This is a genomic window from Pseudomonas azadiae, assembly GCF_019145355.1.
GTDB lineage: Bacteria > Pseudomonadota > Gammaproteobacteria > Pseudomonadales > Pseudomonadaceae > Aquipseudomonas > Aquipseudomonas azadiae.
In genome coordinates this window covers 832,646-845,506 of sequence record NZ_JAHSTY010000002.1, presented here as the reverse complement: position 1 = coordinate 845,506, position 12,861 = coordinate 832,646, and the positions used below count along the sequence as shown (strand labels likewise).

Annotated in this window: 10 protein-coding genes and 4 tRNA genes; 6 read left to right on the top strand and 8 right to left on the bottom strand. The window is 60.5% G+C overall.

Translation table 11 applies throughout. From position 1 onward, the window contains the following. Positions 1-23: 23 nt before the first annotated feature. The 6 genes from clpP to KVG91_RS20235 all read right to left on the bottom strand — a co-directional run bounded on the left by clpP (position 24) and on the right by KVG91_RS20235 (position 2,937). On the bottom strand, positions 24-659 hold the full coding sequence (clpP, locus tag KVG91_RS20260) for an ATP-dependent Clp endopeptidase proteolytic subunit ClpP (RefSeq protein ID WP_169375809.1): 636 nt from the start codon (positions 657-659) through the stop codon (positions 24-26). A 91-nt stretch (positions 660-750) separates the two neighbouring features. Beyond that, entirely contained in the window at positions 751-2,061 is a 1,311-nt protein-coding gene (gene tig, locus KVG91_RS20255) for a trigger factor (protein WP_169375808.1), read from the bottom strand. Positions 2,062-2,459: 398 nt separating this feature from the next. Continuing rightward, positions 2,460-2,535, bottom strand: a tRNA-His gene (locus tag KVG91_RS20250). Positions 2,536-2,612: 77 nt separating this feature from the next. Beyond that, positions 2,613-2,697 (bottom strand) — tRNA-Leu (locus KVG91_RS20245). 55 nt (positions 2,698-2,752) lie between these two features. Next, positions 2,753-2,828: transfer RNA gene (locus tag KVG91_RS20240), tRNA-His, on the bottom strand. Between the two features lie 32 nt (positions 2,829-2,860). Then, positions 2,861-2,937 (bottom strand) — tRNA-Arg (locus KVG91_RS20235). A 279-nt stretch (positions 2,938-3,216) separates the two neighbouring features. On the opposite strand from KVG91_RS20235, the gene folD reads away from it, so the two are divergent. Both folD and pbpG read left to right on the top strand, forming a co-directional pair. Beyond that, positions 3,217-4,071: a bifunctional methylenetetrahydrofolate dehydrogenase/methenyltetrahydrofolate cyclohydrolase FolD gene (folD, locus tag KVG91_RS20230; protein WP_169377897.1), complete on the top strand. Its 855-nt coding sequence runs from the start codon at positions 3,217-3,219 to the stop codon at positions 4,069-4,071. Between the two features lie 205 nt (positions 4,072-4,276). Then, a complete protein-coding gene (gene pbpG, locus KVG91_RS20225) occupies positions 4,277-5,200 on the top strand; it encodes a D-alanyl-D-alanine endopeptidase (RefSeq protein WP_169377896.1) in 924 nt (307 codons plus the stop codon). Between the two features lie 135 nt (positions 5,201-5,335). Here the strand turns inward: pbpG and KVG91_RS20220 are convergent, their stop codons facing one another. Continuing rightward, on the bottom strand, positions 5,336-5,998 hold the full coding sequence (locus KVG91_RS20220) for a peptidase C39 family protein (protein ID WP_169377895.1): 663 nt from the start codon (positions 5,996-5,998) through the stop codon (positions 5,336-5,338). Between the two features lie 210 nt (positions 5,999-6,208). Between KVG91_RS20220 and KVG91_RS20215 the strand changes: the two genes are divergently transcribed. Next, positions 6,209-6,370 carry a hypothetical protein gene (locus KVG91_RS20215; RefSeq protein WP_169377894.1) on the top strand — a complete coding sequence of 54 codons (162 nt, stop codon included), beginning with the start codon at positions 6,209-6,211 and terminating at the stop codon, positions 6,368-6,370. On the opposite strand, the gene KVG91_RS20210 is transcribed toward KVG91_RS20215, so the two are convergent. After that, positions 6,367-6,777: a PA0061/PA0062 family lipoprotein gene (locus KVG91_RS20210; RefSeq protein WP_169377893.1), complete on the bottom strand. Its 411-nt coding sequence runs from the start codon at positions 6,775-6,777 to the stop codon at positions 6,367-6,369. The genes KVG91_RS20215 and KVG91_RS20210 overlap by 4 nt on opposite strands. Before the next feature lie 194 nt (positions 6,778-6,971). On the opposite strand from KVG91_RS20210, the gene KVG91_RS20205 reads away from it, so the two are divergent. Genes KVG91_RS20205 through KVG91_RS20195 form a run of 3 tightly spaced genes read left to right on the top strand, consistent with a single transcriptional unit; the run spans position 6,972 to position 12,748 of the window. After that, complete coding sequence (locus KVG91_RS20205; RefSeq protein WP_169377892.1) at positions 6,972-10,193, top strand: efflux RND transporter permease subunit; 3,222 nt, start codon at positions 6,972-6,974, stop codon at positions 10,191-10,193. Beyond that, complete coding sequence (locus KVG91_RS20200) at positions 10,183-11,352, top strand: efflux RND transporter periplasmic adaptor subunit (RefSeq protein WP_169377891.1); 1,170 nt, start codon at positions 10,183-10,185, stop codon at positions 11,350-11,352. Before KVG91_RS20205 ends, KVG91_RS20200 begins: the two co-directional genes overlap by 11 nt. Then, the gene (locus tag KVG91_RS20195; RefSeq protein WP_169377890.1) at positions 11,336-12,748 is read left to right on the top strand and encodes an efflux transporter outer membrane subunit; all 1,413 of its coding nucleotides are present in this window, start codon (positions 11,336-11,338) and stop codon (positions 12,746-12,748) included. The genes KVG91_RS20200 and KVG91_RS20195 overlap by 17 nt, the downstream gene beginning before the upstream one ends. Positions 12,749-12,861 lie beyond the last annotated feature (113 nt).

The window sequence follows — 12,861 nt, the reverse complement described above, 5'->3', positions numbered from 1 at the left end:
AACCCTATTTTGAGTGGCTTTTATTAAGCGGGGCGCTGGCTGATCACTTCGTCGATCAACCCGTATGCTTTCGCAGCTTCAGCACTCATGAAGTTGTCGCGGTTGGTGTCGCGCTCGATTTCTTCCAGGGTGTGCCCGCTGTGCTTGGCCATCAGTGTATTGAGGCGCTCGCGAATAAACAGGATTTCCTTGGCGTGGATTTCGATGTCCGACGCCTGCCCCTGAAAACCGCCCAGTGGCTGGTGAATCATCACGCGCGAGTTCGGCAGGCAGTACCGCTTGCCTTCGGCACCCGCGGTCAGCAGGAACGCGCCCATGCTGCACGCCTGGCCAATGCAGGTCGTCGAAACATTGGGCTTGATGAACTGCATGGTGTCGTAGATCGACATGCCCGCCGTCACTGAACCGCCGGGAGAATTAATGTAGAGATGGATGTCCTTGTCCGGGTTTTCCGCTTCAAGGAACAGCAGCTGCGCACAGATCAGGTTGGCCATGTAGTCCTCTACCGGGCCCACCAGAAAGATCACTCGCTCCTTGAGCAGGCGCGAGTAGATGTCGTAGGCACGTTCGCCACGAGCGGACTGCTCGACAACCATCGGGACCAAGCCGCCAGCGGCCTGGATATCAGAGTTCTGCTGAATATAGGAATTACGGAACATGCTCTGCAGTTTCTCCCAAATAGTCATGTCTTGAAAACGCATAAGCCAGCGCGAGGCTGGCTTATGGTTGAATTTCCAACGAGTTGGACAATCAGTCGGCTTGTGCTGCTTCCGCCGGTTTGACTGCTTCTTCGTAAGAGACCGCTTTATCGGTCACCTTAGCCTTCTGCAGAACAGTATCCACAACTTGTTCTTCCAGCACAACCGAACGTACTTCGTTCAGCTGCTGGTCGTTCTTGTAGTACCACGACACGACCTGCTCAGGCTCCTGGTAGGCCGAAGCCATTTCCTGGATCATTTCGCGAACGCGGTCTTCGTCAGGCTTGAGGTCGAACTGCTTGACCACTTCAGCCACGATCAGGCCCAGCACGACGCGGCGCTTGGCTTGCTCTTCGAACAGCTCGGCCGGCAGTTGGTCAGGCTTGATGTTGCCACCAAACTGCTGAACCGCTTGTACGCGCAGGCGATCCACTTCGTTGGACAGCAGGGCCTTTGGCACTTCGATCGGGTTGGCGGCGAGCAGACCGTCCATGACCTGGTTCTTGACCTTGGATTTGATGGCCTGGCGCAGCTCGCGCTCCATGTTCTTGCGAACTTCGGTGCGGAAGCCTTCGATCCCGGTTTCCTTGATACCGAATTGAGCGAAGAATTCTTCGTTCAGCTCAGGCAGCTTTGGCTCGGAAACGCTGTTGACGGTCACAGTGAACTCGGCGGCCTTGCCGGCCAGATCCAGGTTCTGGTAGTCAGCCGGGAATTCCAGATTCAGAACGCGTTCTTCACCGGCCTTGGCGCCAACCAGGCCGTCTTCGAAGCCAGGGATCATCCGGTTGGAACCCAGCACCAGTTGAGTGCCTTTGGCGGAGCCGCCAGCGAATACTTCGCCGTCAACCTTGCCAACGAAATCGATGTTCAGCTGGTCTTCGTTCTGGGCGGCACGCTCGGCCACTTCGAAACGGGTGTTCTGCTTGCGCAGGATTTCCAGCATGTTGTCCAGGTCCGAATCAGCGACGTCGGCGCTCAGGCGCTCGATTTCGATGCCTTCAAAACCGGCCACTTCAAACTCAGGGAACACTTCGAACGTCGCAACGTATTCCAGGTCCTTGCCCGCTTCCAGGGACTTGGGCTCGATCGACGGCGAACCCGCCGGGTTCAGTTTTTGCTCAACCACTGCTTCGTAGAAAGAAGCCTGGATCACGTCACCGACAGCTTCCTGGCGCGCATCGGCACCAAAACGACGCTTGATTTCGCTCATCGGCACTTTGCCTGGACGGAAACCAGCGATCTTGGCCTTCTGGGCAGTCTGCTGCAGACGCTTGTTGACCGCAGTCTCGATACGCTCAGCCGGCACGGTGATGCTCAGGCGGCGCTCAAGAGCAGTAGTATTTTCAACAGAAACTTGCATGGATATTCCTCGTTGCACAGACGTTAGCCGGCCATTTCCGACCCCAATCAAGGGCATGCATTCTAGTGGGTCAAACTCAAGAAGTCACCCTACTGAAAATACGCCCGAAAACAGCCGGCAATTTATCGGTACGAAGGCACGGATGCACCTCGCCCCGGTGACAAATACAGCCAGGTACGCCAGGGCTCTGCGCCGCTCTTCTATATATAGAAAGAAGCCGTCATCCGGCGCCCTGGCGGCCAACCCTCAAAAGGGCCGGCAGGCAGCGCGGCATCATCGAGACACATAAATACGACGAAGCGCCCTGCCGTTGCGACGCAATCACTGCAGCCGCTGAATATTCGAACCACTGAAACCAAAAAAGGCGCCAGACTGTTAAATCTGGCGCCTTTCGAATATGGGGTGGACGAAGGGGATCGAACCCTCGACAACGGGAGTCACAATCCCGTGCTCTACCAACTGAGCTACGCCCACCATATTGCGTTAACAAAGAAACCAAACCACTTCTTTGTCGAGCCCTGCTCCGTCTTTCAACAGAACCCGGCTTTATTTGGTGCGGATGAAGAGACTCGAACTCTTACGCCTCGCGGCGCTGGAACCTAAATCCAGTGTGTCTACCAATTCCACCACATCCGCGCTTGAAGCTCTTAAAGCAAAGGCGCCAGACGGTTAATCTGGCGCCTTTCAAATATGGGGTGGACGAAGGGGATCGAACCCTCGACAACGGGAGTCACAATCCCGTGCTCTACCAACTGAGCTACGCCCACCATCTAACGCTACTTGTGCCAAAGCTGCCTAATGGCGCACCCGGCAGGACTCGAACCTGCGACCATCCGCTTAGAAGGCGGATGCTCTATCCAGCTGAGCTACGGGCGCCTTATTAATCTGTACTCTTGGAGGATTACAAACTAAGTGCTTCCAGCCTTGCAGAACAACACTCTATTCTGCTTGACCTTCTCAACCAGTGCTAGGCTGTGCCCGACAAGTGCGACGAATAGTATAGACGCCCTCGAAACCCGTCAAATCTTTTTTAAAAAAAACTGATTTTATTTAAGGGGTTAGGGCAATTTGCGGACCAAGCGCCTTTGCCCTCACGTCCTGGCATGCGAGAATGCGCGCACTTTTCTTCCCCCTCTCGATGGTTAATCACGCGTAATGACTGCACAACTTATCGACGGCAAATCAATCGCCGCCAGCCTGCGCCAGCAGATCGCCAAACGAGTCACCGAGCGCAGCCGGCAAGGCCTGCGCACGCCTGGCCTCGCGGTGATCCTGGTCGGCAGCGATCCTGCCTCTCAGGTTTATGTCTCGCACAAGCGTAAAGACTGTGAAGAGGTCGGCTTTATTTCCAAGGCCTACGACTTGCCTGCCGAGACCACCCAGCAGGCGCTTACCGACCTGATCGACGGCCTCAACGACGACCCGAAGATCGACGGCATCCTGCTGCAACTGCCATTGCCCGAGCACCTGGACGCCTCCAAACTGCTGGAGCGTATTCGCCCGGACAAGGACGTCGACGGTTTCCACCCTTATAACGTCGGCCGCCTGGCCCAGCGTATCCCGCTGCTGCGCCCGTGCACCCCCAAAGGCATCATGACCCTGCTGGAAAGCACCGGCGTCGATTTGTATGGCCTCGATGCCGTGGTGGTCGGCGCATCCAATATCGTCGGTCGCCCGATGGCGATGGAACTGCTGCTGGCCGGCTGCACCGTGACCGTGACCCACCGCTTCACCAAGGACCTTGCCGGCCACGTCGGCCGCGCTGATTTGGTTGTGGTCGCCGCCGGCAAGCCGGGCCTGGTCAAGGGTGAGTGGATCAAGGAAGGCGCCATCGTCATCGACGTCGGGATCAACCGCCAGGACGACGGCAAGCTGGTGGGCGACGTGGTGTACGACACCGCCCTGCCCCGCGCCGGCTGGATCACTCCCGTGCCAGGCGGTGTCGGCCCGATGACACGTGCCTGCCTGCTGGAAAACACCTTGTACGCGGCAGAAACCTTGCACGAGTAATAACCAGGCGTGCTGAAAAAGCCTTGCGTTATCGCAGGGCTTTTTATTGCGTGCAATAAAACTGTTTTTTCTTAGTTTTTAGGCACTTTCATCGGGTTCCAGAAGAACATTCGACAGTTGCTGATCCATACTCCTAAAATGTAACGGCATTTATCAAAAAACCGTTCCCGAACGGCATTTCATTACTTTTAGCGAGTTCATCCGCGTGAAAATTCGTCTTTCTCTCGTCAGCCTGTTTTTTGTTGTCACAGGCACCTTTGCGCACGCCGCCGAAACCACCCAGGCCCCGCGTGACACCTCCAAACTGCAAATCGCTTCCGGCAGCGCCATGCTGGTGGATCTGCAGACCAACAAGGTCATCTATGCCAGCAACCCCGACGTGGTGGTGCCCATCGCTTCGGTGAGCAAATTGATGACCGGCCTCATCGTGCTCGAGGCCAAGCAGAATATGGACGAATATATCGATATCAACATCAGCGACACGCCGGAGATGAAGGGGGTGTTCTCGCGCGTGAAGATCGGCAGCCAGATGCCGCGCAAGGAAATGCTGCTGATCGCCCTGATGTCTTCGGAAAATCGCGCCGCCGCGAGCCTGGCGCATCACTACCCAGGCGGCTACGCGGCTTTTATCGCGGCGATGAACGCCAAGGCCAAGGCGCTGGGCATGACCAGCACCCACTATGTCGAGCCCACCGGCCTGTCGATCCACAACGTGTCCACCGCCCGCGACCTGAGCAAACTGTTGGCCGCCGCGCGTCACTACCCGTTGCTCAGCCAACTGAGCACCACCAAGGAAAAGACCGTGTCGTTCCGCAAGCCCAACTACACCCTGGGCTTCTCCAACACCGACCACCTGATCAACCGCGCCAACTGGGACATCAAGCTGACCAAGACCGGTTTCACCAACCAGGCCGGCCACTGCCTGGTGCTGGTGACCAGCATGGGCAACCGCCCGGTGTCGTTGGTGATCCTGGATGCCTTCGGCAAGTTCACCCACTTTGCCGATGCCAGCCGTATCCGCAATTGGGTTGAAACCGGCAAGAGCGGTTCGGTACCGGATGTGGCGTTGCGCTACAAGGCCGACAAAAACCTGAAGAACCGCGCTAACGCTGCAGAAGTTCGTCGCTAAACACGCAACATTATGTGGGAGCGAGCTTGTGCGGGAGCTGGCTTGCCTGCGATAGCATCACCGAGGTGTCACTGAAACACCTCGGTGCCTGCATCGCGGGCAAGCCCTCACATTGGATCAGCGTTGTTTCAGCATTTATTTGCGCTCTTCCAACACCTTGAGTGCCTGCGCCGCCGCGCGCTCCTGCCCCGCCTGGGCAGTGGCATTAGCCGAATCACGCCAGCGTTGCGCATCCACATTGGCCGGCAACTGGCTTGGGCGCTGAGTGAGGATCGCCCAGCTCCCGGCGCTTTTCCATTTGGGCTCGAAGTCGCTGAAGCTCATCAGCAGGCGCCGGTCCATGCCCGAGCGCAGCAGCACGGTGCTTTTCTGCTGATTGAACCCCACCACGACCACGTAGCGCGCATCAGACCACAACCCGCCGCCGATCCGCGCCATCACCGGGTATCCCGCCGCCACTTGCGCCAGTACCGCTGTCAGCTCGGCATCCAGCGGATACACCATCAGCCCGTACTCGCGCGCCAGTACTTGCATGTTGCGCTCAAGGTCGGCTTCGGCGCCCGGCAAATGCAGCGGTTTATCCAGCAACCCCGGTGTCATGACAATGCCTTGTTGCGACAGCATGCTGGCTAAAGACGCAGGCCCGCCCTGATACGCCTCGCCGCGAAAAGTCGGCACGCCGTTGAGTTCGACACGCTCGGGCAAGCCTGCCAGCTTCGACGGGGTGGCGGAACAGGCGGCAAGCCCCAAGGCGCAGGCCAGCAATACGGATATTTTAAGGTTTGACCGTAACCGCAATTTTCTACTCGCTTGATCAACTGCCGGTAAGGGCCCTGATCATAGGACGCCACGCCACGCGGGTATAGCCTGCAGGCTTACTAAAGGGCGCGGATAGAGCAAAGAAGTTGGACCGACACGACCATTGGTCAATAGCAGGCAACCGCCGGTTGGCTAGACTGTCCATTGAGAAGACTGTGTGTGCCCCCTGCGGGGCGAAAGGAGGCCCGAATGAGCCTTGCAACAACGATTTTCCTGTTGGTCTGTGGTTGGCTGTCGGTTGCCGGCGCCATGTTGTGGGGGGTGCTGCGTATTACCCGCCGGCACCACCACCCCCACGTCAAACCCGCTTCGCCCGCCAAGCCCCACAAGGCGGCGGTGCATCACGCCTAGCCGGGCATGCAATTGAAGTCCTGGGTGGCCGCGACTTCCTTGCCGTGGCCATCCTCCAGGGACGCACGCACGGTGGTGCCCAAGCTCGACTCCACCAGGGTGTAATGTTCGCCCGCCTTGAAATGTTTGTACTCGACCCGACCCTGGCAGTCCTGCTGGTTGTCGTCACCTGGCTCCTCCTCGAATAACGTCACATCCAAGCGATGGTCCCCCGGCGTCACCTCGAAAAAGCGTCCGTCATCGACACGCTTGCCGTCTACGCGCTCAGCCATCAGATCGTTCGGGGCTTCTTCCTTCAAACCAATCCACGCTTGGCTCGGGTCTGCCTTGGGAATGGGGCCGGCGCACGCCGATAGCAGCAGCACGGCACCAAGGGCGGGAATCAGCAACAAGGGTTTAAGTGACATGGCAAGGCTCCAAAAAAGACGATGTGTCCGATGGGCTGCCAGCTTGGGGAGCGAACCGGTGCAGGACAAATGAATCCCTGTGAAAGGATCTTCAGCCCCCGCCTAAATGTTCCTTCACCTGGCTGAAAGGTGCGTGTTAGGTGGGTCGCGCAAGACTGCCGGGGTTTGCAATCCTGCACCAAGGAAGTTCACGCATGCTCGGACTGGTAAAGACCGCACTGCACAAGCCGTACACGTTTATCGTGTTGGCCATATTCATCTGCATCATCGGGCCGATGGCGGCCCTGCGCACCCCCACTGACGTATTCCCGGATATCGGCATCCCCGTCGTCGCCGTGGTGTGGCAGTACAACGGCCTGTCGCCGGACGCCATGGCTGGTCGGGTGATATACACCTATGAACGCTCCCTGAGCACCACCGTCAACGACATCGAACATATCGAATCGCAATCCTTGCCCGGCATGGGCATCGTCAAGATTTTCTTCCAGCCCGGCGTGGATATCCGCACCGCCAACGCCCAAGTCACGGCGGTTTCACAAACCGTGCTCAAGCAGATGCCGCCGGGCATCACGCCGCCGCTGATCCTAAATTACAGCGCTTCCACGGTGCCGATCCTGCAGATGGCATTCTCCAGCCCGAGCCTGTCGGAAGCCAGGATCCGCGACCTGGTGCAGAACAACATCCGCCTGCCATTGAGCGCCCTGCCCGGCCTGGCCATGCCGACCCCCATGGGCGGCAAGCAACGCCAGATCACCCTCGACCTCGACCCGCAGGCATTGGCAGCCAAAGGCCTGTCGGCGCAGGATGTGGGCAACGCCCTGGCCCTGCAGAACCAGATCATTCCGGTGGGCACCGCCAAACTTGGGCGCAACGAATACACGGTGCTGCTCAATAACAGCCCCAAGGCCATCGGTGAACTCAACGACCTGCCGATCAAGACCGTCGACGGTGCGCTGATTACCATCGGCCAAGTCGCCCACGTGCGCGACGGCTCGCCGCCGCAGACCAACATCGTGCGTGTCGACGGCCACCGCGCGGTGCTGATGCCGGCGCTGAAAAACGGCAGCATTTCCACCCTGTCGATTATCGACGGCATCCGTCAGATGTTGCCGCGCATCAACGAAACCCTGCCACCGTCGCTGAAGACTTCGCTGCTGGGGGATGCCTCGGTGTTCGTCAAGCAATCGGTGGGCAGCGTGGCCCAGGAAGGCATCATTGCCGCGCTGCTGACCAGTGCGATGATCCTGCTGTTCCTGGGCAGTTGGCGTTCAACACTGATCATCGCCGCGTCGATCCCCCTGGCCGTGCTCGCGGCCATCGCGCTGCTGGCGGTGTCCGGACAAACCCTCAACGTGATGACCCTCGGCGGGCTGGCCTTGGCCGTGGGGATCCTGGTGGACGATGCCACGGTGACCATCGAGAACATCAACTGGCATCTGGAACAAGGCAAGGCGGTGAAGACCGCGATCCTCGACGGCGCCGCGCAAATTGTCGGCCCGGCGTTCATCTCGTTGTTGTGCATCTGCATCGTGTTCGTGCCGATGTTTCTGCTGCAAGGCATCGCCGGTTACCTGTTCCGTCCCATGGCCCTGGCGGTGATCTTTGCCATGGCCAGTTCCTTTGTCCTGTCGCGTACGCTGGTACCGACACTGGCGATGTTCCTGCTTAAGCCGCATACGCCGGAGCAGGGCGCCGGGCATCACCCGGAAGATCAATTCATCAATCATCACGAAGGTGAACAGCACCAGAAACCGCGCAACGCCGCACTGCAATCGCTGTTGAGTTTCCAGCAGGGTTTCGAACGCCATTTCTCGAATATCCGCGATACCTATCACGGCCTGCTGACCTTGGCGCTGGGTAATCGCAGGCGTTTTATCCTCGGATTTCTTGCCTGCGTACTCGCCTCATTCCTGCTGCTGCCAAGCCTGGGCCAGGATTTTTTCCCGGCCACCGACGCCGGCGCCCTCGCCCTGCATGTGCGTTTGCCACTGGGCACGCGCATCGAGGAAAGCGCCGCCGCTTTTGATCGTATCGAAGCGCGGATCCGCGAAGTGATCCCGGCCGACCAACTGGACACCATCGTCGACAATATCGGCATTCCTCTCAGCGGCATCGACATGGCCTACAGCAGCAGCGGCACCATCGGTCCGCAGGATGGCGATATTCAGATCAGCCTTAAAAAGCACCACGCGCCCACCGCCGACTACGTGAAAAAACTGCGTGAAGCCCTGCCGCAAAGCTTCCCCGGCAGCCACTTTGCGTTCCTGCCCGCCGACATCAGCAGCCAGATCCTCAACTTCGGCGCCCCCGCCCCGCTGGATGTGAAAATCTCCGGGCGCAGCGATGAAGAGAACCGCGCCTATGCGGTGGAACTCGAACGCCGCTTGCAGCACGTTCCGGGCATCGCCGATCTGCGTATCCAGCAGTCCACGGGCTACCCTTCGTTACAGGTCAACGTCGATCGCATGCGCGCCAATGGCCTGGGCATCACCGAGCGCGACGTGACCAATAGCATGGTCGCCTCACTCGCCGGCAGCTCGCAGACCGCGCCGACCTTCTGGCTCAACCCGGCCAACGGCGTGTCTTACTCCATCGTCGCCGCGACCCCGCAATATCGCCTCGACAGCCTGCCGTCGCTGGAAGCCCTGCCGGTGACCGGCTCCGACGGCCGATCGCAGATCCTTGGCGGCGTGGCCACCATTTCCCGCGTGCAAAGCCCGGCGGTGGTGACCCACTACAACATCGAACCGACCCTGGACCTGTACGCCAACGTGCAAGGCCGCGACCTCGGCGGCGTGGCGCGCGATGTGCAAAAAATACTGGATGACACCGCGTCGCTGCGCCCCAAGGGTGCGGTGATCAGCCTGCACGGGCAGATCGATGCGTTGCATGAAGCGTTCAGTGGGTTGAGCCTGGGCCTGCTCGGTGCGGTGGTGCTCATCTACCTGCTGATCGTGGTCAATTTCCAATCCTGGGCCGACCCGTTTGTGATCATCACCGCGCTACCGGCGGCGCTGGCGGGAATCGTGTGGATGCTGTTCCTCAGCGGCACCTCGTTGTCGGTACCGGCGCTGACCGGGGCCATTCTGTGCATGGGCGTGGCCACTGCCAACTCGATCCTGGTGGTGAGCTTCTGCCGCGAACGCCTGGCCGAACATGGCGATGCGTTGAAGGCCGCGCTGGAAGCCGGCTACACACGCTTTCGTCCGGTGTGCATGACCGCCCTGGCGATGATCATCGGCATGCTGCCCCTGGCGATCTCCGAGGAGCAGAACGCCCCCCTCGGACGCGCTGTGATCGGTGGTTTGATCTTCGCCACCCTCGCCACCTTGTTGTTTGTTCCCGTGGTTTTCAGTCTGGTCCACGGTCGTCACCCTACTCGCGCAACTGCTGGAGAAACACCCCATGTCGTCTGATCACAAACCCTCGCGCAAACGTCTGATGCTCATGGGTGCGGGCGGCCTGACCCTGGCCGCCCTGCTGGTCGCCAACGGCCTGCACGCCCGCACGCTGCACGAACAATCGGTCAGCGCCTGGACCGAAACCGCCGCCGTCGCGCAAGTCATGGTGTTTGAACCGCAACAGAACGTCGCCAGCGATACCCTGCGCTTGCCTGCGCACCTGGAAGCCTGGAGCAAGGCGCCGATCCACGCCAGGGTCAGTGGCTATCTGAAGGACTGGAAGGCCGACATCGGCAGCCAGGTCAAGGCCGGGCAGATTCTGGCCGAGATCGACAGCCCCGACCTCGACCAGCAACTGGCCCAGACCCATGCCCGCCTGGTACAGGAGCAGGCCAACGCACGCCTGGCCGAAACCACCGCCACGCGCTGGCAGCACCTGCTCGCCAGTCACTCGGTGTCGCGCCAGGAGGCCGACGAAAAAACCTCCAATGCTGCCGCTGCCAAGGCCAACGCCGAAGCCGCCGCTGCCGACTACGCCAGGCTCACCGCACTGGAAAGCTACAAGACCCTGCGCGCGCCGTTTGCCGGCACCATCACCGCGCGCAACACCGATATCGGCCAGTTGATCAAGGCCGACAGCGACAGCGATCCAGAGCTGTTCGACCTGGCCGACACCCACCAATTACGCCTGTATGTACCGGTGCCGCAGAACTATGCGGCGGTCATCCGGCCCGGCCTTGAAGCCGAGCTGACCGTGCCCGAACACCCCGGCGAACACTTCAAGGCCCGCCTGATCGGCGACTCCACCGCCATCGACCGACGCTCCGGCACCCTGCTCGCGCAATTCGTGGCAGACAACCCCGACGGCCGGTTGCTGCCCGGCGATTACGCCGAAGCCACCTTGCCGATTCCAGCGGACACCCATGGCGTAAGCATCCCGGCCAGCGCGTTGATCTTCCGCGCCCAAGGCACCCAAGTGGCGCTGCTGGACGCGCAGAACCATGTGCACCTGCAAGGCATCCACATCGGTCTGGACCTGGGCGAACGCCTGGTGGTTGACCAGGGCCTGAAGCCCACCGACCGCGTGGTCGACAACCCGCCGGACGCCCTGCGTGAAGGTGACCCTGTGCAACTGGCCAAAGCCTCGGGAGGCACGCATGCGCCCGCGGCTTAAACCCATCGCAGCCTTGATGCTGCTGGCGTTGCAAGGCTGCTCACTGGCGCCCGCTTACAAGGCGCCGACGGTGGACCTGCCAACCCACTACCGCGAACAGACCGAAGACGGCCCTTGGCACAGCGCACAACCGTGCGACGAACGGGCGCCCGAATGGTGGAAACTCTACAACGACCCGCGCCTGGACGACCTGCAGCAGCGTCTGCTCAAGGCCAACCCGGACCTCGCAGCGGCACTGGCGCATTTCGATGCGTCCCAGGCGTACGCCAGCCAATTGCGGGCCGGGTTGTTCCCGCAGATCACCGCCAGCGCGCAGCCCTTGCGCCAGCGGCAATCGGACTCACGGCCACTGCGTGGGAATACGCAACCGTCCGTGTACAACAGCGACACAGCAGGTTTTTCGCTGAGCTACGACCTCGACCTGTGGGGCAAAGTCCGCAACCAGGTGGCCGCCGGCGACGCCCAGGCGCAAGCGTCTGGCGATGACTTGGCCGCTGCGCGCTTGAGCCTGCAGCATCAGTTGGCAACCTTGTATGTGCAGCTCAATGGTCTGGACGCACAGGCGCAGATCCTCAACACTTCGTTGGAGGATTTCAGCCAGGCGCTGCAACTGACCCGCAGCCGCTATGAGGGCCAGATTGCTTCGGAGCTGGACCTCACCCGTGCGCAAAACCAATGGGCCCAGGCCAAGGCGCAATGGGATGAGGTTCGCGGCCAGCGCAACCTGACCGAACATGCCATTGGCGAACTGGTGGGGGTGGCCGCCAGTGATTTCACATTGCCGCCGAGCCAAGGGTTGATGCACCTGCCGGGAATTCCTGCGCAATTGCCAAGCCACCTGCTGCAACGACGCCCGGACATCGCGGCGGCGGAGCGGCGGGTGTTTGCCGCCAATGCCAATATCGGCGTGGCCAAGGCGGCGTGGTATCCGGATTTCAGCCTGACCGGGCTGATCGGCGGGCAGACGCAAGGTGTCGGCAACCTGTTGTCGGCGAGCAATCGCTACTGGGCGCTGGGGCCGCTGGTCAACATGCCGGTCTTTAATGGCGGCCGGCTGAGCGCCAATGAACGCCAAGCCCACGCCGAGTTTGAAGAAGCCTCGGCGCACTACCGTAGCCAGGTACTCAAAGCGGTGCGCGAGGTGGAAGACAACCTGGCGCAACTGCGGGACTTGCAGCAGCAAGCGCAGGATGAACAGGCGGCGGCGGATGCCGCGCAGCACACGCAGTCACTGGCGATGAACAGCTATCAAGCCGGCGCGGTGAGTTACCTGGATGTGGTGACCGCGCAGACAGCGGCGCTGCAGGCACAGCGGACATTGCAGGCTGTGCAGACGCGCCAGTTGCAGGCCAGCGTGGGGTTGGTGACTGCCTTGGGTGGCGGTTGGCGGCGCTGACTTACCCTGATTGCCTTGTGTAGTGAGCGGGCTTGTCCCGCGCTGGGTGGCGGAGCCGCCCCAAACCAGGCGATTCGGTTTAACTGGAATCTGGAGGTGTCTTTGTTGGGGCG